At 71.6% G+C, this 21,219-nt stretch carries 22 protein-coding genes; 15 read left to right on the top strand and 7 right to left on the bottom strand.

All coding sequences use genetic code 11. From position 1 onward, the window contains the following. Nucleotides 1–5 precede the first annotated feature (5 nt). The 4 genes from Afe05nite_RS24355 to Afe05nite_RS24340 are packed head-to-tail and all read left to right on the top strand — an operon-like array spanning nucleotide 6 to nucleotide 4,916. Nucleotides 6–710 (top strand): NUDIX hydrolase, encoded by a 705-nt coding sequence (locus tag Afe05nite_RS24355; protein ID WP_203819501.1) that lies wholly within the window; start codon nucleotides 6–8, stop codon nucleotides 708–710. 4 nt (nucleotides 711–714) lie between these two features. Next, a complete protein-coding gene (locus Afe05nite_RS24350; protein ID WP_203819500.1) occupies nucleotides 715–3,510 on the top strand; it encodes a PAS domain-containing sensor histidine kinase in 2,796 nt (931 codons plus the stop codon). 49 nt (nucleotides 3,511–3,559) lie between these two features. Then, nucleotides 3,560–4,225, top strand: a complete 666-nt coding sequence (locus Afe05nite_RS24345) for a hypothetical protein (RefSeq protein ID WP_203819499.1) — start codon at nucleotides 3,560–3,562, stop codon at nucleotides 4,223–4,225. A 31-nt stretch (nucleotides 4,226–4,256) separates the two neighbouring features. Then, on the top strand, nucleotides 4,257–4,916 hold the full coding sequence (locus tag Afe05nite_RS24340) for a GNAT family N-acetyltransferase (protein ID WP_203819498.1): 660 nt from the start codon (nucleotides 4,257–4,259) through the stop codon (nucleotides 4,914–4,916). A 19-nt stretch (nucleotides 4,917–4,935) separates the two neighbouring features. Here the strand turns inward: Afe05nite_RS24340 and Afe05nite_RS24335 are convergent, their stop codons facing one another. From Afe05nite_RS24335 to Afe05nite_RS24325, 3 genes are read right to left on the bottom strand one after another with little or no spacing between them, the layout of a single operon-like run. Further along, nucleotides 4,936–5,775, bottom strand: a complete 840-nt coding sequence (locus tag Afe05nite_RS24335) for an alpha/beta fold hydrolase (RefSeq protein ID WP_203819497.1) — start codon at nucleotides 5,773–5,775, stop codon at nucleotides 4,936–4,938. Continuing rightward, complete coding sequence (locus Afe05nite_RS24330) at nucleotides 5,772–6,635, bottom strand: SDR family NAD(P)-dependent oxidoreductase (RefSeq protein ID WP_203819496.1); 864 nt, start codon at nucleotides 6,633–6,635, stop codon at nucleotides 5,772–5,774. Before Afe05nite_RS24330 ends, Afe05nite_RS24335 begins: the two co-directional genes overlap by 4 nt. After that, nucleotides 6,632–8,089 (bottom strand): flavin-containing monooxygenase, encoded by a 1,458-nt coding sequence (locus Afe05nite_RS24325; RefSeq protein ID WP_203819520.1) that lies wholly within the window; start codon nucleotides 8,087–8,089, stop codon nucleotides 6,632–6,634. Before Afe05nite_RS24325 ends, Afe05nite_RS24330 begins: the two co-directional genes overlap by 4 nt. Before the next feature lie 70 nt (nucleotides 8,090–8,159). Between Afe05nite_RS24325 and Afe05nite_RS24320 the strand changes: the two genes are divergently transcribed. Next, nucleotides 8,160–9,167, top strand: coding sequence for an AraC family transcriptional regulator (locus Afe05nite_RS24320; RefSeq protein ID WP_203819495.1), 1,008 nt, complete (start codon nucleotides 8,160–8,162; stop codon nucleotides 9,165–9,167). 26 nt (nucleotides 9,168–9,193) lie between these two features. On the opposite strand, the gene Afe05nite_RS24315 is transcribed toward Afe05nite_RS24320, so the two are convergent. Together Afe05nite_RS24315 and Afe05nite_RS24310 are read right to left on the bottom strand one after the other, a co-directional pair. After that, complete coding sequence (locus Afe05nite_RS24315; protein ID WP_203819494.1) at nucleotides 9,194–9,508, bottom strand: DUF4873 domain-containing protein; 315 nt, start codon at nucleotides 9,506–9,508, stop codon at nucleotides 9,194–9,196. Further along, complete coding sequence (locus Afe05nite_RS24310) at nucleotides 9,498–10,181, bottom strand: TetR/AcrR family transcriptional regulator (RefSeq protein WP_203819493.1); 684 nt, start codon at nucleotides 10,179–10,181, stop codon at nucleotides 9,498–9,500. Before Afe05nite_RS24310 ends, Afe05nite_RS24315 begins: the two co-directional genes overlap by 11 nt. Before the next feature lie 60 nt (nucleotides 10,182–10,241). Between Afe05nite_RS24310 and Afe05nite_RS24305 the strand changes: the two genes are divergently transcribed. The 10 genes from Afe05nite_RS24305 (at nucleotide 10,242) to Afe05nite_RS24260 (ending at nucleotide 19,330) form a co-directional block, all read left to right on the top strand. Continuing rightward, complete coding sequence (locus tag Afe05nite_RS24305) at nucleotides 10,242–11,228, top strand: AurF N-oxygenase family protein (RefSeq protein ID WP_203819492.1); 987 nt, start codon at nucleotides 10,242–10,244, stop codon at nucleotides 11,226–11,228. Between the two features lie 39 nt (nucleotides 11,229–11,267). Next, nucleotides 11,268–11,471, top strand: a complete 204-nt coding sequence (locus Afe05nite_RS24300) for a hypothetical protein (protein WP_203819491.1) — start codon at nucleotides 11,268–11,270, stop codon at nucleotides 11,469–11,471. Then, nucleotides 11,455–11,634 carry a hypothetical protein gene (locus Afe05nite_RS24295; protein ID WP_203819490.1) on the top strand — a complete coding sequence of 60 codons (180 nt, stop codon included), beginning with the start codon at nucleotides 11,455–11,457 and terminating at the stop codon, nucleotides 11,632–11,634. The genes Afe05nite_RS24300 and Afe05nite_RS24295 overlap by 17 nt, the downstream gene beginning before the upstream one ends. A gap of 107 nt (nucleotides 11,635–11,741) precedes the next feature. Continuing rightward, on the top strand, nucleotides 11,742–12,845 hold the full coding sequence (locus tag Afe05nite_RS24290; RefSeq protein ID WP_203819489.1) for a uroporphyrinogen-III synthase: 1,104 nt from the start codon (nucleotides 11,742–11,744) through the stop codon (nucleotides 12,843–12,845). A gap of 29 nt (nucleotides 12,846–12,874) precedes the next feature. After that, nucleotides 12,875–13,549 (top strand): sirohydrochlorin chelatase, encoded by a 675-nt coding sequence (locus Afe05nite_RS24285; protein WP_203819488.1) that lies wholly within the window; start codon nucleotides 12,875–12,877, stop codon nucleotides 13,547–13,549. A 112-nt stretch (nucleotides 13,550–13,661) separates the two neighbouring features. Beyond that, the gene (locus Afe05nite_RS24280; protein WP_203819487.1) at nucleotides 13,662–14,009 is read left to right on the top strand and encodes a molybdopterin oxidoreductase; all 348 of its coding nucleotides are present in this window, start codon (nucleotides 13,662–13,664) and stop codon (nucleotides 14,007–14,009) included. Then, nucleotides 14,009–16,465: a nitrite reductase large subunit NirB gene (gene nirB / locus Afe05nite_RS24275; protein WP_203819486.1), complete on the top strand. Its 2,457-nt coding sequence runs from the start codon at nucleotides 14,009–14,011 to the stop codon at nucleotides 16,463–16,465. The genes Afe05nite_RS24280 and nirB overlap by 1 nt, the downstream gene beginning before the upstream one ends. Beyond that, entirely contained in the window at nucleotides 16,462–16,767 is a 306-nt protein-coding gene (locus Afe05nite_RS24270) for a Rieske (2Fe-2S) protein (protein WP_203819485.1), read from the top strand. Before nirB ends, Afe05nite_RS24270 begins: the two co-directional genes overlap by 4 nt. Before the next feature lie 18 nt (nucleotides 16,768–16,785). After that, a complete protein-coding gene (locus Afe05nite_RS24265) occupies nucleotides 16,786–18,117 on the top strand; it encodes a nitrate/nitrite transporter (protein ID WP_203819484.1) in 1,332 nt (443 codons plus the stop codon). Between the two features lie 139 nt (nucleotides 18,118–18,256). Next, a complete protein-coding gene (locus Afe05nite_RS24260) occupies nucleotides 18,257–19,330 on the top strand; it encodes a cellulose binding domain-containing protein (protein ID WP_203819483.1) in 1,074 nt (357 codons plus the stop codon). A 48-nt stretch (nucleotides 19,331–19,378) separates the two neighbouring features. Here Afe05nite_RS24260 and Afe05nite_RS24255 read toward each other — a convergent pair whose 3' ends face one another. Both Afe05nite_RS24255 and Afe05nite_RS24250 read right to left on the bottom strand, forming a co-directional pair. Beyond that, nucleotides 19,379–20,659: an outer membrane protein assembly factor BamB family protein gene (locus tag Afe05nite_RS24255; RefSeq protein ID WP_203819482.1), complete on the bottom strand. Its 1,281-nt coding sequence runs from the start codon at nucleotides 20,657–20,659 to the stop codon at nucleotides 19,379–19,381. Between the two features lie 88 nt (nucleotides 20,660–20,747). Continuing rightward, the gene (locus Afe05nite_RS24250; RefSeq protein WP_239118157.1) at nucleotides 20,748–21,209 is read right to left on the bottom strand and encodes a GNAT family N-acetyltransferase; all 462 of its coding nucleotides are present in this window, start codon (nucleotides 21,207–21,209) and stop codon (nucleotides 20,748–20,750) included. Nucleotides 21,210–21,219: the final 10 nt, after the last annotated feature.

Genomic DNA, 21,219 nt, shown 5'->3' with positions numbered 1-21,219 from the left:
TCAACATGACGCTAAGCGTGGTCTCGGTCACGGTCGATCTCGTCCTGCTGACCATCCGGGAAGGCAAGCTGCAAGTGCTGCTCATCCGGCGCGGCATCCCGCCGTTCGAGGGGGCCTGGGCGCTGCCCGGCGGCTTCGTGCTGCCGGGCGAGGACCTCGGCGACGCGGCCGCCCGCGAGCTGAGCGAGGAGACCGGCGTCCGGCCGGCGCACCTCGAACAGCTCGGCACCTACGGCTCGCCGGAGCGGGATCCACGGGGCCGGGTGATCACCGTGGCCTACCTGGCGCTGCTGCCGGACCTGCCCGCCCCGGTGGCCGGCACCGACGCCGCCGACGCCTCCTGGCGGCCGGTGCCGTTCACCGGCCTGGCCTTCGACCACGACCGGATCCTGGCCGACGGGGTGGAGCGGGCGCGCTCGAAACTCGAGTACACCCCGCTGGCCACCGCATTCTGCCCGCCGTCGTTCACCATCGCCGAGCTGCGCGCGGTCTACGAGACGGTGTGGCGCACGAGGCTCGACCCCCGCAACTTCCACCGGAAGGTCACCGGCGCCGCCGGATTCGTCGAGACGACCGGCGAAAGCGTCATCCGCGACCGCGGCCGGCCCGCGCAACTGTTCCGGCGTGGGTCGGCGACCTTATTGCACCCGGCTTTGTTGCGCCCCGGTCTCGGTTCCGCTCAAGGCGGGCGATCGGCGACCGATTGCTGAGGCCATGTCCCAGAGAGTGGCCACTCGCCTTCAGACGCTGCACGCCACCGGTCTGCTTGACGCCGACCGGGTCGCGTCCCTGGACCGACTGACTTCGCTCGCCTCGCGCCTGCTGGGCACGCCGGCCGCGATGGTGTCGCTGATCGACGCCGACCGCCAGCGTCTGGTCAGCGTGCACGGCATGTCGGACGACGACCGGGACGCGCCCCTCACGCACTCGTACTGCAAGTACGTGGTGCAGGACGACGCACCGCTGATCGTCGCCGACGCGCGCCTCGACCGGCGGCTGCGGGACGTCGCCGACCCCCAGGCGGTCGCCTACGCCGGCTTCCCGCTGCGCGCGCCGGACGGAAACGTGCTCGGCTCGTTCTGCGTGATCGACTCCCGCGAGCGCGACTGGACGACCGACGAGCTCGCCACCCTCGGTGACCTCGCCGAGGCGGCCGCGGGCGAGGTCGCGTTGCGGCTCGCCTGCGCCCGCGAGTCCGAAGCCCGGCAGAAGACCGAGGCGGTGCTGCGGGGCACGCACGACGCGTTCATCTCCACCGACCCGTACGGCCTCGTGCTGACCTGGAACGCCGCCGCCGTGCGGATGTTCGGCTACGCCGCCGCCGACGCGATCGGCCGGCCGATCGCCGAGCTGATCCTGCCGAACCGGCTCCGGAGCACGCCGCCGGTCGTCGGCGAGCAGATGTCGGTGACCGTCGTCGGCAGCTCCGGTCGGGAGTTCCCGGCCGAGATGATGGTGCAGGCGGTCGGTGACGTCCTTTACTACGTCTTCGCGCCGGACAGCGCGTTCCTGCAGGCGTTGCTCGACAGCCTCGACACCGGCGTCTCCGCCTGCGACAGCCAGGGCCGGCTCACCTACTTCAACCGCAGCCTGCGCGAGATGCTCCACCAGGACGCGGCCGCCGACCTGCCGATGGAGGACTGGTCGGAGCACTACGGCGTCTACGGTCTTGACGGCCGCACCCGGGTGACGCGCACCCCGCTCGGCCGAGCCCAGGCCGGCGAGATCGTTCAGGGCGAGCAACTGATGTTCTGGCGCGACGACGCGTGGCGCCGGCTGGTGATAAACGCCCGCCCGATCGAGACCCCCGACGGCCGCCGGCTCGGTGCCGTCGCGGTCACCCGGGACATCACCGAGTCGTACCGGGCCGAGGAGCTGCGCCGGGCCCGGCACGCGGTGGCCCAGGTGCTGTCCAACGCGACGAACGCGCGGGACGCCAGCATCGAGGCGGTCGCGGCCATCACCGACGAACTCGGCTGGATGGTCGGCGAGTACTGGCAGGTCACCGACGACCGGAAGAGCATCGTACGGCTGAGCTCACACACCACCGGCGACCGTGATCTGTCCGCCTTCACCGACGAGCAGCCGCTCTCCTTCGTCCGCGGCGAGGGCCTCGCCGGTCTCGTCTGGAACCGCAACAACGAGGTGTGGTGGCACACCGGCGTGCTGCCCGAGGACATGGTGTCCCCGGGCCGGCACGCCCTGCAGCAGGTCGGCATCCGGGTCGCCGTCGGCGTCCCGGTGCGCTCCGGCCGGCGTACCCTCGGCGTGCTCGCCTTCTACACCGACAAGGACCTGCCCTACGACTCCGACACCGCGGGCATGTTCGACGCCGTCGGTGCGCATCTCGGGCACTTCCTCGAGCGCCGCTGGGCCGAGGACATGTCGCTCGCCCTGGCCAACGCCCGGCGCAACTTCAACCGTGTCGTCGAGCAGGTCGACGACTACGTATGGACGGTCGAGGTGGGCGACGACGCCGTGCCGACCGTGGTCTACGGCAGCCCGAACGCGTCCGGCGTGTTCGGGCCGGTCCCGGACGGCGCCACCCCGACGATCACCGAGCGCATCCATCCGGACGACGCCGAACTGATGGCGACGTTCCAGCGCGTCCTGGTCGACGGTGACAAGGCCGAGCTGGAGTGCCGCGTCATCGGCTACGACGGGGTGGTCCGGTGGATCTGGACGCGGGCCATGGCCCGCTGGGAGGACGGCGCGTTCTTCGTCGACGGCCTCAGCACCGATGTCACCGAGCGGCGTGAGCTGGCCGACAAGCGTGACGAGCTCCTGGAGCAGGAACGCCTGCAGGTGGAGGAGCTGCGCACACTTAACCGGATGAAGGACGAGCTCTCCGCGATGGTCGTGCACGAGCTGCGCAACCCGGTCGGGGTGATCCGCGGCTACAACGAGATGCTGCTGGACAACCCGGGGCTCGACCCGGCCGACCGCAAGCACGCCGAGGTCGTCGAGCGCACCACCCTGCACCTGCAGAGCCTGGTCGACGATCTGCTCGACCTGGCCCGGCTGGCGGCCGGCCACATCAGCATCGACCCGAAACCGCTGCCGGGCAGCCGGCTCGTCCGCGACGTGATCGAGAACCACGCCCCCCTCGCGGCCGCCAAGCAGCTGACCGTCGTCGACCGGATCGAGGACGGGCTGACCCTGCAGGCCGACGGTCAGCGGCTGCGTCAGGCCCTCGACAACCTGGTCTCGAACGCGATCAAGTACACCCCGCTGGGCGGCACTGTCACGGTGCGCGCGCACCGGCTCGGCACCGGCATCGCCATCGAGGTCAGCGACACCGGCATCGGCATCCCCCTGGAGCAGTACGCCCACCTGTTCAGCCGGTTCTTCCGGGCCAGCAACGCCACCCAGGCGGGCATCAAGGGCACCGGGCTCGGCCTCGCCGTCACCAAGGCCATCGTCGAGGCCCACGCCGGTGCGATAAGCGCGGGTCCGGCCCCGGGTGGCGGAACCACGTTCACCGTCGTGCTGCCGACCGGGGACATGTGACAGCTTCGTGGCCGGCCGGGTCTGACAACGACGTGGTTGATCAGGTTTGATGGGCCCCGTGACTGCACAAGACCTGGCCGGTGCACTGCCGGGCGTCGCGACGCTGCGCCGCCGGTGCCGCGCGCTCGCGATGCTCGACGCGATCCTGAGCCCCGACGAGGAGGACCGGTACTACGGCTACAACTCCTCGTGGGGGCCGGGCACGGAGATCGCCGAGATGCGCGACGGGTCGGGCGACGAGTGGCACATCGTCTTCGGGCCGGGCGGCGTCTTCGTGCGCGGTTTCGACCACGAGTCGGTGATGAGCCCGGCCCGCAACGACGAACAGTTGTGGCCGGGCCTGACCGATGCCGTTCCGGCGGCGTTCGCGGCCCAGCTCGACGAGCCGGCGTTCGGGTGGGGCGCCCAGTTCTACGCGACCGTGTGCGTCTGGCGGGAGACCGGCGACGACCGCTGGCACACCGGCGAGGTCGACTATCCGCCCGGCACCGACCCGGACGGCGCGGACCACCTGTTCGCGATCCTGCTCGACGAGACCCCGGCGTCCTACCGGCGCTTCGCCGAGGACTGTTACGAGGTCGTGGTCGACCCGGACGTGATCAACGACGTGTTCGCCCTCACCCCGCTGACCGATGCGCTGGTCAAGCGGCTCAACCCGGCCGTGTCCGTGCGGCAGCTGGGGGCCGACATCGACGCGATCGGCTATCCGGCCTGACTTGCGCGCCGGCGTTGCGCACACTTGGCGGATGACTGAGCTCGGGGACCTCGTCGTTCGGTGGCAGCGCGGCTGGGGTGTCGCGCGCTCCCTGCCCGCCGGTGTGGACGTCGGCGGCGCGGTGCGGGTGGACTCCCGGCAACGCGGGCGCGAGGTGGAGTATTTCGCCCTCGAAGGCGCGGATCTGGGCCGGCTCGCCGAACTCGTCCTCGGCGAGCGGGCGGTCACCTGGCTAACGGTCCCGACCACCGAGCCGCACCGGGCGGCCGCCGCCCTCGAGGCCGCCGGGCTGGTCCTGCTCAAACGCTCCGAGCAGATGATGACCGTCGATCTGCGGAAACATCCGCGCCGCGGGCCGGCCGCGGCCTATCGGGCGCAGACCCGGGTCGAGGACGGCGTGGTCACGGTCGAGGTGCTCGACGAGTCGGGCGCGGTGGGGGCCGGCGGGACGGCCGGCCTCAGCGGGACCGATGCGGTCGCCGACCGGATCGCGACCGACCCGGCGCACCGGCGGCGTGGGCTGGGGAGCGTGGTGATGGGCGGGCTGGCCGGGGCCGCGCTGGAGCACGGCGCCGAGACCGGCCTGCTGATCGCCAGCGACGACGGGCAACACCTCTACCGCACCCTGGGTTGGCGTCCGGTCGCCGACGTGCTGATCGCCGCCGCCCCGGGCACGAAGTACCCGGACTGACCCGCCCACCGGGGCGAGGTCAGGCCGCCACCTGCGCCAGCAACGGCCGCACCAGCTTCGCGAACTCGGCCGGGCGCTCGATCTGCGGCATGTGCCCGGTCCGCTCGAACAGGTGCCACCGCGCGTGCGGGAACGCGGCGCGGGCCGCCGCCAGGTGCGCCGCCGGCAGGATGCGGTCGCGGTCACCCCACATCAGCAGGGTCGGCTTGGCGTGCGCGGCGACCCGGGGGAGCAGTTCGGAACGCCAGTGCGGCGCGATGCCCCGGAAACCGCCGAGCGCCCGGGCCACCTCGAGGTAGACGGTGGCGAAGTCGGGCTGGCGGGCCAGTTGGACCGCCCGCGCGATCCGTTCCGGGGTGACCATCGCGCGATCGGCGAAGACGGAACGTTCCAGTCGCGGCGCCGAGACGGTGTCGATGCGGCTGAGCAGCTTCCGGCCGAGGCCGGGCACGGCGAGCAGGCGCAGGGCGACCGTCACCTCCTTGCCGAAGCCGGCACTGTTGGCCAGGGTCAGGGTCCGCACCCGGCCGGGGTCGTCGGCCAGCATCCGCATGGCGACGGCCCCGCCCAGGCTGTTGCCCATGAGGTGCACCGGCCGGGTCTCGCCGAGCGCGTCGAGGGTCGCCCACACGCCGTCGGCGAGAACCGGGAGCGTGGTGGGGGTGGCCAGCCGCCGGCTCAGTCCGAAGCCGGGCATGTCGATGCTGAGCACCCGGTGGTCGGTGTCGAGCAGCGGGTGCTGCGCGTCCCAGTCCTCCAGGCTGCGGCCGATCCCGTGCAGCAGCACCACCGGCGGCGCGTCCGCCTCGCCCGACTCGTGGTAGCGGATCCGCGCCGTCCGCACGTCGACGTAGTTCATCGGGCGACCCCCTGCGGGGCTCGCCGGCGGGACACCGACGCGGTGGTCGCGGCCGCGATGATCTTCTCGTGCGCCACCGGGAGCAGGCGCGCCAGCAGGTCGGGCACCTTGGCCGAGGTGGAGATCAGCAGGCGGGCCCGGCGCTTGGCGACGGCGTCCAGGATCTGGGTGGCGGCCCGGTCGGCCGGGAAGGTCAACAGCTTGGCGAAGACCTCGCGGTTGGGTTCGACCTCCTCCTCGGGTACGCCACTGCCGACGCGCGCGCTCTCGGCGATCCGCGTACGGATGCCGCCGGGGTGCACAGTCGTCACGCCGATGTCGAACAGCGACAGTTCGGTGTGCAGCGCCTGGCTGAGACCGCGGAGCGCGAACTTGCTGGCCGCGTAGGCCGACTGGCCGGCCGGCGCGACCAGTCCGAACAGGCTCGACACGTTCACCAGGTGGCTGCCGGGGCCGGCCTTCAGCACCGGCAGCAGCGCGTGCGTGAGCAACATCGGGGCGCGGAAGTTCACGTTCATCACGGTCTCGAACTCGTCCACCGTGATCTGGTCGAACCGCCCGCCGAGAGCGATACCGGCGTTGTTGATCAGCAGCCCGAGCGTCGGGTGCGAGGTGCGTACCCGGTCCGCCACGTCGTCGACCACGGCCCGCTCGGCCAGGTCGGCGACGATCGTCTCGACCCGGGCCGCCGGATGGACCCGGCCGATCCGGTCGGCGACCTGAGCCAGCCCGGCCGCGTCGACGTCGACCAGCACGAGGTCGCTGCCCCGCCCGGCCAGGCCGTAGGCGAGCTGCTCACCGATACCGCCGGCGGCACCGGTCAGGACGGCGGTGCGGCCGCGGAACACGTAGGGCGTCATGAGGCGATCTCCTCCAGGGGGGCGAGCCGGCGGGTGAAGGTCATGTCCCGGGTCACGTCGGCCCGGGGGAAGCTCAGCACGTCGCGCAGATAGTTCTGGCGCACCAGCCACGGGTCGCGGTCGCCCTGGCGCGGGAACTTGTCGAGCGCTCGTTGCACGTACCCGGCGGAGAGATCGAGCAGTGGACGGCCCTGACCACCGGGGTCGTTCGGGACGGCGGCGGCGAAGCCGTGCCGGTCGAGGTGCCGGAGCAGGCGCAGCACGTAGCGGTGGACGAGGTCGGCGCGCAGCGTCCAGGACGCGTTGACGTAGCCGATGCAGTAGGCCAGGTTGGGCACGCCGCTGAGCATCAGGCCGCGGTAGGCGGCGTGCGCGCCGATGTCGACCGGGGTGCCGTCCACACTGGCCCGGATGCCGCCCAGCGGGACCAGCGAGAGACCGGTCGCGCAGACGACGACGTCGGCCTCGAGGAGCCGGCCGGACCGCAGCCGGATGCCGCCCGCCTCGAAGTGGTCGATGTGGTCGGTGACCACGGCCGCCTGACCGGAACGGATCACCTGGTAGAGGTCGCCGTCCGGGATCACGCACAGCCGCTGGTCCCACGGTTCGTAGGCCGGGTTGAAGTGCTCGTCGACATAGGCCGGGTCCTTCAGCGCGCGCACCGCGAACGCCCGCAGGAGCTGCCGCACGCGCTTGGGGCGGCGCCGGGCGAGCTGGTAGAAGCCCTGGGTGACGGCGAGGTTCTTGACCCGGGCGACCTTGCTGGCGGCGTGGAGCGGCAGGATCCGGCGGGCCACGTCGAAGACGACGTCCCGTGGCGGCAGCACGGTCAGGTAGGTGGGGGAGCGCTGCAGCATCGTCACGTGGGCCGCGTCCTGCGCCATCGCCGGCACGAGCGTGACCGCCGTGGCGCCGCTGCCGATGACCACGACTCGCTTGCCGGCGTAGTCGAGGTCGGCCGGCCAGAACTGCGGGTGGACGACCTGGCCGGGGAAGTCGTCGAGGCCGGGGAAGTCGGGCTGGTAGCCGGTGTCGTAGGAGTAGTAGCCGGCACACCCGTACACGAAATCGGCGGTCAGTTCGGATCTGTCGGTGAGCCGCAGGGTCCACCGGGCGGTTGCCGACGACCAGTCCGCCGTCTCGACCCGGCTGCCGAAGCGGATGTGCGGCATGATGCCGCCGTCGATCGCCGTGTCCTCGATGTAGCGGCGGATCTGCTCGCCGGGGGCGATCGACTCGGCGCCGCGCCACGGCCGGAACGGGTAGCTCAGCGTGAACATGTCCGAGTCGGACCGCACGCCCGGGTAGCGGAACAGGTCCCACGTCCCGCCGATCGCGTCGCGCGCCTCGAGGATCGCGTAGGTCTTGCCCGGCAGCTGTTCCTGGAGCCGCCAGGCCGCGCCGATCCCGGACAGCCCGGCGCCGATGATGAGAACGTCGAAATGCTCGGCCATGCCGTCAGTGTCGCCACCGATCGATCCGCCGGACTTGCCGTCACGCGACACTGATTTATCCTTTCGTGCCATGAGGTCGATGGTGCGGGCTGCTGGGCTGCGCGGACTGCCCGCCCTCGTCGACGAGCTGGGCGGGGACGGTGGCGCTCTGCTGCGCCGGATCGGCATCGACCCGGCCGCGCTCGACACCGACGACGCGGTGATCCGCACGCTCGACGCCGGCCGCGCGCTGGAGACCGCCGCGGCCCAGCTCGACTGCCCCGACCTGGGACTGCGCCTCGCCCAGCGGCAGGACACCGCGATCCTCGGCCCGCTCGCGATCGCCATCGAGAACTCGGCGACGATGGGCGAGGCGCTCGACTGCGCGACCCGCTTCCTGTTCGTGCACTCGCCGGCGCTGACGGTCGCCCAGGTGCCCGACCCGTCGGGCCGGCCGGGTGTGGTGGGGCTGCGTTACGGCAGCACCGAGCTCGACCCGCTGCCGCCGCAGATCTGCGACAACGGCCTCGGCCTGCTGCACCGGATCATCGTCCGGCTCGGCGGCGGCCGTTACGGACTGCGTTCGGTGCACCTCACCCACCGTCCGCTCGCGCCGGTGGCCCGTTACACCGAGTTCTTCGGCGCGGATGTGCGTTTCGGCCAGGAGGCGGCGGTGCTGCGGGTGCCGGCCACCCTCACCGACGCGAAGGTCGCCGGCGGCAACCGGGTGCTTCGCGAGGTCGCCCTCGACTACATCCGCACCCACTTCCCGCAGGCCGAGCCGACCGTCGCCGAACGCGTGCGGATGCTGCTCACCCAGTCGCTCGGCACCGCTCCGGCGGACCTCGCCGCCGTCAGCCGCCGGCTGCAGACCCACCCCCGCACGCTGCAGCGCCGTCTTTCGGCCACCGGCACGACCTTCGACAAGATCCTCGACGACGTACGCCGGGAGATGGCGCACCGCCTCATCACCACCACGGAGCTGCCGTTCACTCAGGTCACCGCCATGGTCGGGCTGACCGAGCAGTCGGCCCTGAGCCGAGCCGCCCGGCGCTGGTTCGGCACCTCCCCACGCGCCCTGCGCCGCGCCACCGGCTGACCGGCCGCGGGCGGGGGCGTGGGCGGTCAGCGGAACCACGGTGGGGTTCCCGTGCCGGACAACCGCACGCCGCCCCACGGGTCGGGCTCGCTGAGCCGGACCGTCGCCGCCGGCGAACCGGGAATGGTGAGCGACGCCTCCCGCAGCCCGCCGGAGACCCGCTCGCGCAGCCCGGCGTCGGGGCTGGTGCGCCCGGCCCACCGGAAGCGTCCCTCGACCGGCTCGAACCGGGCCGACACGCGAATCAGCACGGCCAGCTCGTCGTCGCCGACGCGCAGCCTGGCCGGCCCCCGGTACTCCTCGTCGGGCCGGTTCCCGGCCTCGTGGTCGTCAGTGCTCACGGCGCACGTCCTGGTAGGCCGCCAGGCCGCCGGGAATGTCGGCGGCGTGGGCTATCCCGGCGACGCCGCCCCACAGGAACGTGGTCAGGTATTCGCTCAGCGCCTCCCGGCTGATCGGCTGCTGCTGGCGCAACCACCAGTCGCCGGCCGACTGGACGTAGCCGACCACGCCGTAGGCCCAGGGCAGGGCCGCGCCGGAGTCGAGGCCGCGGGCCCGCAGCCGGTCGCCGAAGATGCGGGCCAGGCCGCTCGCGACCGTGTCGACGACGTCGGCGACCACGTCCCGGCCGCGGGGGATGTCGGGCTGATGGACCACGAACTGGTAGAGGTTGGTGTCGGCGGCGATGTGCGCCAGATAGGCGTCGATGGCGGCGGCGATCGCGTCGCGTTCCTCGCGCACCGCGGCGACGGCCGGGACGATCGCCTCGAGGACCAGCTCGCCGGACTTCTGCCCGACCGCCAGCCACAGCTCGGACTTGTCGGCGAAGTAGCGGTAGAGGACCGGCTTGCTCACGCCGGCGCGCGCCGCGATCGCCTCCATGCCCACGTCGGGGCCCAGTTCCCGGATCGCCTCGACGGCCGCCTCGGTCAACTCGCGCCGCCGCTGTTCACGGTGGCCGGCCCAGCGGCCCTTGCGTCCGTCGGTATTGACCGGCTCCTCGTCCAGCTTCATAGTACTAGGAGTAACTGTTACCTCGGGTAACGTCAAGTGCATCACATCCGGGAGATTGCGATGACCCCCGAACGCGACCGCACCGCCGCCCGCCTGCTGCGCTCCTCGGCCGAGCACTCGTACGACCCGGAGGTGGAGATCGACTGGGCCGCGCCGTACGAGCCCGACCTCTACTTCGTGCCCCCGCACCGCTCGAGCCTCTACGGCACCGACCTGTGGGCGGGCCTGACCGAGGCCCAGCGGATCACCCTGACCAGGCACGAGGTGGCGAGCATCGCCGGGCTCGGCATCTGGTTCGAGACGATCCTGATGCAGCTGCTGCTGCGCGGCTACTACAAGCAGGACCCGACCGCCGCCCACGCGCAGTACGCCCTCACCGAGGTCGCCGACGAGTGCCGGCACTCGGTCATGTTCGGCCGGATGATCGACTGGCTCGGCACCCCGGTCTACAAACCGACCGGGGTGAACGAGGCGCTCGGCAAGTGGATCGCCGCCACCGGCACCGGGCCGCGGATGTTCGCCGCCATCCTGATCTGCGAGGAGATCCTCGACACCCTGCAGCGCGAGGCGATGGCCTCGGAGCAGGTGCAGCCGCTGGTGCGCATGGTGTCACGCATCCACGTGGTCGAGGAGGCCCGGCACGTCCGCTACGCCCGCGAGGAGCTGGCGCGGCAGGTGCGTACGGCGGGCCGGGGGCGGCTGCTCTTCGACAAGCTGGTGATCGGCCGGGCCGCCTACCTCTGCGGCCGGCGCCTGATCCACCCCGGGGTCTACCGGTCGATCGGCCTGGACCCCGAGGCCGGTCACCGGGCGGCGATGGCCAACCCGCGTTTCCAGGAGACGATCCGCTGGTCCGGCGAGCGCGTGGTGGCGTACCTCGATGAGCTGGACCTGATCGGTGGTCCCGGCCGGCCGCTGTGGCGGCGCTCCGGTCTGCTGCCGGCCGCCTGCCGAGATCACACTGTTCTGCCTGATCGTGGGGTTGACCTCGTCCTTGAGGATTTCGGTCGACCCGATCAGCCGGTGGGCGACGTCCCGGGCGCGTGACAGATTTGCGCCTGGTTTCGGCTCGCTCGGGAGGACGGCATGGACGACGCACTGGTGGCCTACGGCGCGGGTCATGCCGACGGCAAGGCGGGGGCGCACGACGGCGCCAAAGCCGTCGACCCGGCCACCGGCGCCGACTATCTGGTGGGCATCGTCGACGGCCAGGTCGCCGCCTTCGAGGAGGCCCTGGTCGCCGCCGTCCGTCGGGCGCTGGACCGGAAGAGCGATGGACCGGGCGTTTGAGGCGTACGCGGTGGGGCGTGCCGACGGCTTGGCCGCGCACCGCGACGCGCAGCGGGCGACCGATCCCGAGTGCGGCCGCGACTACCGGATCGGCTTCCTCGACGGCCGGCTCGAGATCTTCCGGATGCTCGCCTCGGTCCGCAAGATCGTCGAGGACGACTGACCGCCGGCCGGATCTCACAACGCCCGCGTCCCGGTTGTGCATGCGCGTTGACTCGCCGGAAACACCACCTCGACGCGTCGGTAACCGCCGCTAGGAACTCTTGCGGGATGAGCGAGAGCGGTGTGCTGACCGGCTTCACCGTCGCGGTGACCGCCGAGCGGCGCCGTGACGAGATGACCGCGCTGCTGCAGCGCCGTGGCGCGCGGGTGATCACCGCGTCCACGATCACCATCCTGCCGCTCGCCGACGACACCGCCCTGCACGCCGCCACCGCCGCCTGCATCGGCCTCGCCCCCGACCTGGTCATCGCCACCACCGGCTTCGGCTTCCGGGGCTGGCTCGAGGCGGCCGAGGGCTGGGGTCTCGGGGAGAGGCTGCGCGAGGTGCTCGGGCAGGCCCGCATCATCGCCCGCGGCCCGAAACCGTGCGGCGCCGTGCGGGCGGCCGGGCTCAGCGAGGAGTGGGCGGCCAAGACCGAGGCGTCCGAGGAGGTCCTCGAGCGGCTTCTCGCCGAGGGCGTCGCCGGCCTGCGCGTCGTGGTGCAGGAGCACGGCGAGCCGCAGACCGAGTTCGTCGCCGCGCTGCGGGCCGCCGGCGCCGCCGTCGTGGAGGTGCCGGTCTACCGCTGGACCCCGCCGGCCGACACCACGCCGGTGCGCCGGCTAGTCGAGCAGATCAAGGCCGGGCAGGTCGACGCCGTCACCTTCACCAGCGCGCCGGCGGTCAAGTCGTTCCTGCAGGTGGCGGGTGACGACGTGACCGCCGTGCTCGATCGGTTCCGCAAGGACACCCTGGTGGCCTGCGTCGGGCCGGTCACGTCGGCGCCGCTGGTCGCGCGCGAGGTGCCGGTGATCGTGCCGGAACGGTTCCGGCTGGGAGCGCTCGTCAAAGCGGTGAGCGACGAACTGCCCCGCCGGGCGGTCAAGCTGCGGGTCGCCGGCGAGACCCTGGAGGTACGCGGGCATGCCGTGCTCCTCGACGGCGAACCGCGCTCGCTCGCCCCGGCCGCGATGGCCATCCTGAGCGCGCTGACCGCCCGCCCCGGGGTCGTCGTGTCCAAGGACCAGCTGATCGCGTCCCTGCCTCGCGGCAACGACGGCCACGCCGTGGACGTGGCGGTGGCCCGGTTGCGCACGGCGCTCGGCTCCGGCCGGCACATCGAGACCGTCATCAAACGCGGTTACCGCCTGCGCGTCGACGAAGCCGCCTGAGCTCCAGTCCGCCCTTGGAGGTTGTGCCCATGCCCTCGACTCGGCTTACGCTGCTCGCGGTCGCCCACGGCACCCGCTCGGCCACCGGGCAGAAGCAGATCCGGGACCTGGTCGCCGCGGTCGCGCGCCGCCGGCCCGAAGTGGACATCCGGCTCTCCTACGCCGATGTGCAGCAGCCCCGGATCGGCGAGGTCGTGCCGACGGTCCGCGCCGCCGTGGTCGTTCCGCTGCTGCTGTCCGCCGGCTTCCACGTGCGTGTCGACATCGCCCGCGCCGTCGACGGAACCCGGTTCCCGGTCACCGCGCCACTGGGTCCCGACGACGTACTGCTGGACAGCCTGGCCCGGCACCTGCCGGCCGACGCCGACGCCGACGCCGTGGTTCTCGCCGCCGCCGGATCGTCGGACCCGGGGTGGCGCGCGTCGGTGGCCGCGACGGCGCGGTCGCTGGGCGGCGCCCACGTCGGGTATGTCTCGGGCAGCTCGCCGTCGGTTGCCGAGGTCGTCGCCGGCCTGCGCGAACAGGGCGCCCGCCGGATCGCGATCGCCGCCTACCTGCTCGCCGAGGGCCTGTTCTACCGCACGCTGCACCGCGCCGGCGCCGATTCGGTGACGCCGCCGCTCGCGCTCGACCCGGCCGTCGTCCCGCTCGTCGTGCGCCGCTACGAATCGGCACTCCTCACAACCGCTCCGGCCCGCATGTAGGGTTTTCCGAACCTTCGTGCAATCGCGGCGGTCACGCCGCAAAACAAATCCCCGGAAACATTCCTTCGTGACGGCGACCGATACGCGTTCGCGTTCACGAAGGGAATGACAGGTGCATTCGACACCGCGATTTCTGCAGGGCGTCTTTCTCTTCGAGGGCAAGGGCCTGGACCGGCCCGCACCGCTCGGAACCGAACTGTCCTACGTGGTGCCCGACGGCGCCGCCGCGCAGGCCGTGTATTTCCGGGGCGGCAACGCCGCCGCCGAACTCGTCTGCGCGGTGCTGATGCGCGACGGGCGGCCGATGCGCTACTTCCCGATCGGCGCCAAGAGCGATGTGCACGTCTCCCTGCGGGTCGTCGAGGACCTGCACGCGGGTGCGAACGTCGAGGTCTGGCTGGCCGCGCCGGCCGGTACCAGCGGGACCGTGATCGTCGACCTGGGCCTGGTGGAGGTCTGATGAAACAGCGACTGGTGGTCATCGGCAACGGGATGGCGGGCGCCCGGACGGTGGAGGAGATCCTTTCCCGCGGCGGCGAATTCGACATCACCATGTTCGGTGACGAGCCCTACGGCAATTACAACCGAATCATGCTGTCCAACGTGCTCGCCGGCATCGAGGACGAGTCCGGGATCTTCCTGAACGACCTTTCCTGGTACGCCGAGAACGGCATCACCCTGCACACCGGGGTGCGGATCGAGCGTATTGACCGGCACGCCCGGATGGTGTACGGATCGGACGGCTCCGCCACCGGCTACGACAAGCTGATAATCGCCACCGGCAGTTCCGCCTTCGTACCGCCGATCAAGGGCGCGCACGTCCCGGGCCGCGGCTACCACCAGGGTGTCTTCGTGTTCCGCACGCTCGACGACACCCGCGCGATGATCCGGTACGCGCGGGAGCACGAGCGCGCCGTCGTGATCGGTGGCGGCCTGCTCGGCCTGGAAGCCGCCCGCGGCCTGCAGAACCACCTCGGCCACGTGACCCTGGTGCACGCCGCCGGGCACCTGATGAACGCCCAGCTCAACGTCCAGGCCGGCAAGACCCTGCAGGCCACCGTCGAGCAGAAGCTGGGCATCGAGGTCGTGGTCGACGGGATGACCACCGAGATCCTCGGCAAGCACGCGGTCACCGGGGTCAAGCTGGGCGACGGCCGGATCATCGACTGCGACGTGGTCGTCATGGCGGCCGGCATCCGGCCCAACTCGGCCGTCGCCGCCGACAGCGGCCTGGTCGTCGAGCGGGGCATCGTCGTCGACGACCGGATGCGCGCCGTCGACGAGGACGACATCTATGTGGTGGGGGAGTGCGCCCAACACCGTGACCAGGTGTACGGACTGGTCGCGCCCCTGTGGGAACAGGCGAGGGTGCTCGCCGACCAGATCACCGGCACCGATCCGGGGGCCGCCTACCACGGCTCGCAGGTGGCCACCAAGCTCAAGGTGGCGGGCGTCGACGTCGCCTCGATGGGGTTGCGGGGCCCGGAATCGGCGGACGACGAGCTGATCGAGTTCGCCGAGCCGAAGCGGGGCATCTACAAGAACGTCGTCATCCGCGACGGGCGGCTCGTCGGCGCCACCCTGATCGGTGACAACGGCAAGGCGACAGCGCTGATCAAGGCGTTCGAGAAGGGCCTGCCGCTCCCCGCGAACCGGTCGGAACTGCTGTTCGACCTGGGTGGCCCGGCGGCCGAGGAGAACGTCGCCGAGATGCCGGACGACGAGCAGGTCTGCAACTGCAACGGCGTCTCCAAGGGCGCCCTGAAGTCGTGCGTCGACGGTGGCTGCAAGACGGTGAGCGGGGTCATGGACGCCACTCGCGCCGGCAAGGGCTGCGGCACCTGCAAACCGCTCGTCCAGCGGATCGTCGAGTGGGCGGCGGGCGGCGCGGTCGAGGAGGACCCGGCCGCCTCCTACTACGTGCCGGGCGTGCCGATGCCCAAGTCCGAGCTGATGGCGGCCATCCGGCAGTACGAGCTCAAGAGCGTCTCGGCGGTCTTCGGCAAGCTCGGCGGCGACGAGGACGCCAAGAGCAAGATGGGGCTCGCGTCGCTGCTGAAGATGATGTGGGGCGCGTCCTACGTGGATGAACGCGACGCGCGGTTCATCAACGACCGGGTGCACGGCAACATCCAGCGCGACGGTACGTTCTCGGTCGTACCGCAGATGAAGGGCGGCGTGACCACCCCGAGCGACCTCAAACGCATCGCCGAGGTGGCCGAGCGGCACGGCGTGCCGATGGTGAAGCTGACCGGCGGGCAGCGCATCGACCTGCTCGGCATCCCCAAGGAGAAACTGCCGCAGATCTGGGCCGAACTCGACATGCCGAGCGGATACGCCTATGCGAAGAGCTTCCGCACCGTCAAGACCTGCGTCGGCTCCGACTTCTGCCGCTTCGGCGTCGGGGACTCGACCGCGCTCGGGATCGCGCTGGAGGAGCGCTATCAGGGCGTCGAGGGGCCGGGCAAGATGAAACTGGCGGTCACCGGCTGCCCGCGCAACTGCGCCGAGGCGTACGTCAAGGATCTGGGTGTCGTCGCCATCGACGGCGGGAAGTGGGAGATCTACGTGGGCGGGGCGGCCGGCGCCCATGTCCGCAAGGGTGACCTGCTCACCACCGTCGGCTCGGCCGATGAGGTGATCACGCTCACCGGACGGTTCCTGCAGTACTACCGGGAGAGCGCGAACTGGCTGGAGCGGACCTACGCCTGGGTGCCGCGCGTCGGCATCGACCGCATCCGGGCCGTGGTGGTGGATGACTCCGACGGCATCGCGGCCGACCTGGACGCCCGCATGGACGAAACCGTCGCCGCCTATGTCGACCCGTGGAAGGAGCGGGCCGAACCGGCCACACCCGGACAGTTCCGCACCTCCCTGCCGCTGACCGTGCTGCCCCAGGTTCCGGTGCGCGCATGAGGACCTCCGTGATCCTCGGCTCGCTGCACGACATCCCGCTCGGCGAGGGCCGCACGTTCGCGGTCGACGGCGCCATGATCGCTGTCTTCCGGCTCCGCGACGGCTCGCTGCGGGCGCTGTCCGCCGTGTGCCCGCACAAGGGCGGGCCGCTCGCCGACGGGCAGATCGACTTGAAACAGGTCGTCTGCCCCCTGCACCTGAACGCCTGGGACCTGACCACCGGCTGCTCGCTCAGCGGCCAGCCGCCGGTGACCGTCTATCCCGTCCGCGTCGACAACGACTCGATAATCCTCGATGTGTGAGAACCCTGGAGACCTGAGATGACAGCCACGCTGCCTGTTGCCACCCGCCCGGCTACCCGGACGGTCCGCGGACACTGGATCGACGACTGGCGGCCGGAGGATCCCGACTTCTGGGCCACGACCGGCGCGCCGATCGCCAAGCGCAACCTGATCTTCTCGATCCTGTCGGAGCACATCGGTTTCTCGGTGTGGTCGCTGTGGTCGGTGCTCGTGCTGTTCCTCGGACCCGCGTACGGGATCGACCCGGCCGGGAAGTTCCTGCTCACGGCGGTGCCCACGCTCGTCGGGGCGACGCTGCGGATCCCGTACAGCTTCGCGGTGGCCCGCTTCGGTGGCCGCAACTGGACCGTTTTCTCGGCCCTGCTGCTCCTGGTCCCGGCCGTCCTCGCGGCCTGGCTGATCCGGCCCGGCGTCTCCTACTCCACCCTGGTGATCCTCGCCGCGGTCGCCGGTGTCGGCGGGGGCAACTTCGCGTCGTCGATGACCAACATCAACGCGTACTACCCGAACCGGCTCAAGGGGTGGGCGCTCGGCATCAACGCCGGTGGCGGCAACCTCGGCGTCGCGGCCGTACAACTCGTCGGGCTCTTCGTCCTCGCCGTGTTCGGCGCCGGGCATCCCGGGATCGTGGCCGGGGTCTACATCCCGCTGATCGTGATCGCGGCGCTGTGCGCGGCGCTCTACATGGACAACCTGACCCAGGCCCGCTCCGAGAAGCGCGCCATGCGCGACGCCACCCGGGACCCGCACACCTGGATCATGTCGCTGCTCTACATCGGTACGTTCGGGTCGTTCATCGGTTTCGGGTTCGCCTTCGGCCAGGTGCTTCAGGTCCAGTTCCACACCGAGTTCTCCACCCCGGTCAAGGCCGCCTACCTGACCTTCCTGGGCCCGCTGCTCGGCTCCCTGGTCCGGCCGGTCGGCGGGATGCTGGCCGACCGGCTCGGCGGCGCCCGGGTGACGTTCGTGAACTTCATCGCCATGGCCGTGGGCACCGGCGTGGTGCTGCTGGCGGCGCAGCAGATGTCGATGCCGCTCTACATCGTCGGTTTCGTGGCGCTGTTCATCTTCAGCGGCATCGGCAACGGCTCGACCTACAAGATGATCCCGGCCATCTTCCGGACCAAGTTCCCGGCCGACGAGTTGAGCGCCCGGCGCCTGTCGAACGCGGTGATCGGCATCGCGGGCGCGATCGGCGCCTTCGGCGGGGTGCTCGTCAACCTGGCTTTCCGGCAGTCGTTCCTGGAGACCAAGAGCGCGGACGCCGCGTACCTCGGCTTCATCGCCTTCTACGCCCTGTGCGTGCTTGTCACCTGGGCCGTCTATCTGCGCCGGGGTGCGCGGGTCTGAGTCGCCGGTTCCTATGCGATTGACACAGGTCGATGCCTGTCTTATGTTGCGCTGAAGTCGGGCGGACCCACAGAGCCACCGCTCGCCGTCGACGCCGACGCGCACGGGCCCGCCCCGAACCGGGGGAAGGTGCGTCTTCATGGCGTTTTCCAGGCAATCGATCCTGTTTCTCGGCGCCGCGTCCGGCGTCATCGTCGGGCTCGGCGCGCTCGCGACGGCGCCGGCCTCGGCCGGCAGCCCACCCGCCGGGACGTACGCGGCCGGCGGGTGCACCGCCACCGCCCACGTCGACTCGCAGTGGGGCACCGGGGCGAGCGGCGGTCAGATCCTCTCCGTCAAGGTGGTCAACACCTCGGCGGCGACCACCACCAAGTGGACGGCGACCTGGCCGCTCGGCGCCGGCCAGCGGATCGTCTCGGCCTGGAACGCCACGGTGAGCGCGGCGGCCGGCACGGTGACCGCCGCCAACGCCGACTACAACGGCACCCTCGCCGCCGGTGCCTCGACCACCTTCGGCCTGTACCTCGCCGGCGTCGCGTCCGTCCCGGCCCTCGGCTGCGACAACGGGATCACGCCGCCGACCACGTCACCGCCGCCCGGCGGGTCCGACGTCGCCGTCACCCAGGCCGACAACCTGGGCACCGTCACCCTCGTCGCCGGGCAGACACTCGGCGTGTCGCTGCCCGCCGAGTTCCTGCCACCGACCGTACGCGGCAGTGCCCTCACCGCCGTCTCCGCGAGCGGCGGCTACCCGAGCGGAGATCCGGTCACCGCGCTCTACCGCGCCGCGGGGGCCGGCTCGGTCGACATCACCGCCCGTTCCGACAACGCCTGTCTGCACACCACCCCGCCCTGCACCGTGCCGGTCATGCTGTGGACCCTGCACGTCAACGTCGTGGCCGCCGACGGGCACACCGTCGTCGTCACCGCCGCCGACAACCTCAAGACGGTCCGGTTGAGCATCGGCGACACCCTCGTGGTGAGCCTGGCGTGGAACTACCTCCCGCCGAAGCTCTCCACCCCCGGGGTCCTCGTCGAACGCGAGGTCACCGGCGGTTACCCGACCGGTCAGCCGCTGACCGCCCGCTACGTCGCCACGGCGGCCGGCACGGTCGAGGTGTCCACCAAGACCGACATCGCCTGCAACCACGAACCCACGCCGTGCCCGTCACCGACGGTCCCGTGGAAGGTCACCGCGGTGGTCACCGGCTGACCCCGAGCGCGCACCGCACCGTCCCCGGACGGTGCGGTGCGCCGCCGCTCAACCGACGGCGGCCACGGTGAGCGTCTCGCCGCGCGGGCAGAGCAGAAAACCACCGGTCCCCTGACAGTCCTGCTCGTCGAACCGCTCGACCGCACCGAGCGGGGTCTGCCGTCCGGTGGTCAGGTCGAGCCGATGCAGAACGGTGCGGTCCGGCGACGTCCCCGCGCCGCGCAGCAGCAACAGCGAACCGGCCCGATCGGCCGAGAACGCCTGCTGCCCGCCGAACGAGTGCCCGATCGTCACCCCCGTCGCGGCGTCGACCAGCGCCGTCGTCGCCGAGGCCAGGTTGGCGACGGCCGACAGGAGCATCCGGCCGCCGCCGAGATCCCACACGAAATGCGCGTCCGGCCGCTGCCAGAGCACCCGGCCGGTGGCCGGCTCGCGGGCGGTCACCCCCGAGGCACCGGCGACACAGATCAGCGACCCGCAGCCGGTGACATAGCCGACCGTCTCGTCGGACCGCCACAGCGGGCGCAGATCGGCCGAGTCGTAGATGGTCGCGACGGTCTGCGCCGAGGCTGTCCGCACCACCACCGGATAGGGGCCGGCCGGGAACAGCGTCGACGCGTAGACCCCGTTCCACGGGATGCGGGCATGCTGCCGCTCGGCGCCGTCCGCATAACCGTAGACGGTGGTCTCCCCGCTGCTGGTGACCGTGAGAATCGAGGTCGGCCGGCCACCCTCGGCCAGCGTGATCCACTGCTCGGCCGGCGCCGTCGCCCGCTTCCACACCTGACGGCCGTCTCGCAGCCCGACCAGCCGCAAACCCGTCGTTGCGCCCGACTTGTCGGTCTCGGCCAGCACCACGTCGTCGCTGCCCACTGACGGGGCGGCCACGCCGTTCAACCGCCACAGCAGGTCGCCGGTCGCGGCATCAAGGGCGGTCGTGCCCGCACCCCCCGACGCCTCGGTCGGCACCAACAGGACATCACCGGCTTTGCGTACGCCGCGGTCGGACATCCGCACACCGGCCGGGGTGCTCCACTTGACCGCTCCGGTGCGCAGGTCGTACGCCGTCACTTCGCGCGGACCCACCGGCGCGGTCCGGTCCAGATAGACCGTCGCGGCGTCCAGCGCCATCGCGTCCCCCGGCCGGAAGTCCGCCGTCCAGAGCGGGCGCACCAGCGACGGTGCCGGCGCCGCGGAGGAGGTCAGCGCCAGCAGCCCGACCACGGAGAGCGCGGCCAGCGTCAGCCGGGCCGCCCGCAGAAAGTTCACCGGACCGGCCCCCGGACGTTCGGCCGGCTCCGCGACATCGCCCAGGTCGATCAGTGTCATCGTCAGCCCCTGCTAGGCAAGATAGCCGATCGCGGGCCGCGGCCAAGAGATGCTGCCGGCCCGGCCCCGCACGGCTTGCCCCCGACCTCTACCGGACGTAGTGCCGCAACCGCACGACCTCGCCGCGCGGGCCGGTCCAGTCAGCGGTCGTCGTCCGGGTGTATCGCCATCCGGTGCTCTCGTAGAACGCGACCGCGGCGGAATTCGGTTTGTCCACGACGTTGAGGATGAGGCGGCCGCCGGCCCAGATGCTGACGTGGTCGAGCATCGCCCCGGCAACCCCGAGTCGGCGGGCCGCGGGCGTCACGAACAACCGGGTCACCTCCCGGCCGTGCTGGACGGCGACGTGCCCGACGATCCGACCGGGTGAGCTGGTGGCCACCCACGCCTGATCGAATTCCGGCCGGTCCAGCCAGGCCCGGGGATCGGCGGGCCACTTCGCCGGATAGCCGTTGGTCAGACGCACCTCACGCAGCATCTCCACACACTGATCGAGGTCCGGCGCCTCCCGAGCTCGAATGGTCAGGGGCCAGAGAGCCAAGTCAGTCACCCCGCAATCA

Source organism: Paractinoplanes ferrugineus (assembly GCF_016862195.1).
In the GTDB taxonomy this organism is placed as follows: Bacteria; Actinomycetota; Actinomycetes; order Mycobacteriales; family Micromonosporaceae; genus Actinoplanes; species Actinoplanes ferrugineus.
Note: the sequence above shows the minus strand (reverse complement) of the source record. Positions and strands in the feature narration are given on the sequence as shown.

Excerpts from the sequence above, each read along its gene's own strand:
- Afe05nite_RS24355 (WP_203819501.1), top strand. The coding sequence starts at position 6 with ATGACGCTAAGCGTGGTCTCGGTCACGGTCGATCTCGTCCTGCTGACC.
- Afe05nite_RS24350 (WP_203819500.1), top strand. The coding sequence starts at position 715 with ATGTCCCAGAGAGTGGCCACTCGCCTTCAGACGCTGCACGCCACCGGT.
- Afe05nite_RS24345 (WP_203819499.1), top strand. The coding sequence starts at position 3,560 with ATGGGCCCCGTGACTGCACAAGACCTGGCCGGTGCACTGCCGGGCGTC.
- Afe05nite_RS24340 (WP_203819498.1), top strand. The coding sequence starts at position 4,257 with ATGACTGAGCTCGGGGACCTCGTCGTTCGGTGGCAGCGCGGCTGGGGT.
- Afe05nite_RS24335 (WP_203819497.1), bottom strand. The coding sequence starts at position 5,775 with ATGAACTACGTCGACGTGCGGACGGCGCGGATCCGCTACCACGAGTCG.
- Afe05nite_RS24330 (WP_203819496.1), bottom strand. The coding sequence starts at position 6,635 with ATGACGCCCTACGTGTTCCGCGGCCGCACCGCCGTCCTGACCGGTGCC.
- Afe05nite_RS24325 (WP_203819520.1), bottom strand. The coding sequence starts at position 8,089 with ATGGCCGAGCATTTCGACGTTCTCATCATCGGCGCCGGGCTGTCCGGG.
- Afe05nite_RS24320 (WP_203819495.1), top strand. The coding sequence starts at position 8,160 with ATGAGGTCGATGGTGCGGGCTGCTGGGCTGCGCGGACTGCCCGCCCTC.
- Afe05nite_RS24310 (WP_203819493.1), bottom strand. The coding sequence starts at position 10,181 with ATGAAGCTGGACGAGGAGCCGGTCAATACCGACGGACGCAAGGGCCGC.
- Afe05nite_RS24305 (WP_203819492.1), top strand. The coding sequence starts at position 10,242 with ATGACCCCCGAACGCGACCGCACCGCCGCCCGCCTGCTGCGCTCCTCG.
- Afe05nite_RS24300 (WP_203819491.1), top strand. The coding sequence starts at position 11,268 with ATGGACGACGCACTGGTGGCCTACGGCGCGGGTCATGCCGACGGCAAG.
- Afe05nite_RS24295 (WP_203819490.1), top strand. The coding sequence starts at position 11,455 with ATGGACCGGGCGTTTGAGGCGTACGCGGTGGGGCGTGCCGACGGCTTG.
- Afe05nite_RS24290 (WP_203819489.1), top strand. The coding sequence starts at position 11,742 with ATGAGCGAGAGCGGTGTGCTGACCGGCTTCACCGTCGCGGTGACCGCC.
- Afe05nite_RS24285 (WP_203819488.1), top strand. The coding sequence starts at position 12,875 with ATGCCCTCGACTCGGCTTACGCTGCTCGCGGTCGCCCACGGCACCCGC.
- nirB (WP_203819486.1), top strand. The coding sequence starts at position 14,009 with ATGAAACAGCGACTGGTGGTCATCGGCAACGGGATGGCGGGCGCCCGG.
- Afe05nite_RS24270 (WP_203819485.1), top strand. The coding sequence starts at position 16,462 with ATGAGGACCTCCGTGATCCTCGGCTCGCTGCACGACATCCCGCTCGGC.
- Afe05nite_RS24265 (WP_203819484.1), top strand. The coding sequence starts at position 16,786 with ATGACAGCCACGCTGCCTGTTGCCACCCGCCCGGCTACCCGGACGGTC.
- Afe05nite_RS24260 (WP_203819483.1), top strand. The coding sequence starts at position 18,257 with ATGGCGTTTTCCAGGCAATCGATCCTGTTTCTCGGCGCCGCGTCCGGC.
- Afe05nite_RS24255 (WP_203819482.1), bottom strand. The coding sequence starts at position 20,659 with ATGACACTGATCGACCTGGGCGATGTCGCGGAGCCGGCCGAACGTCCG.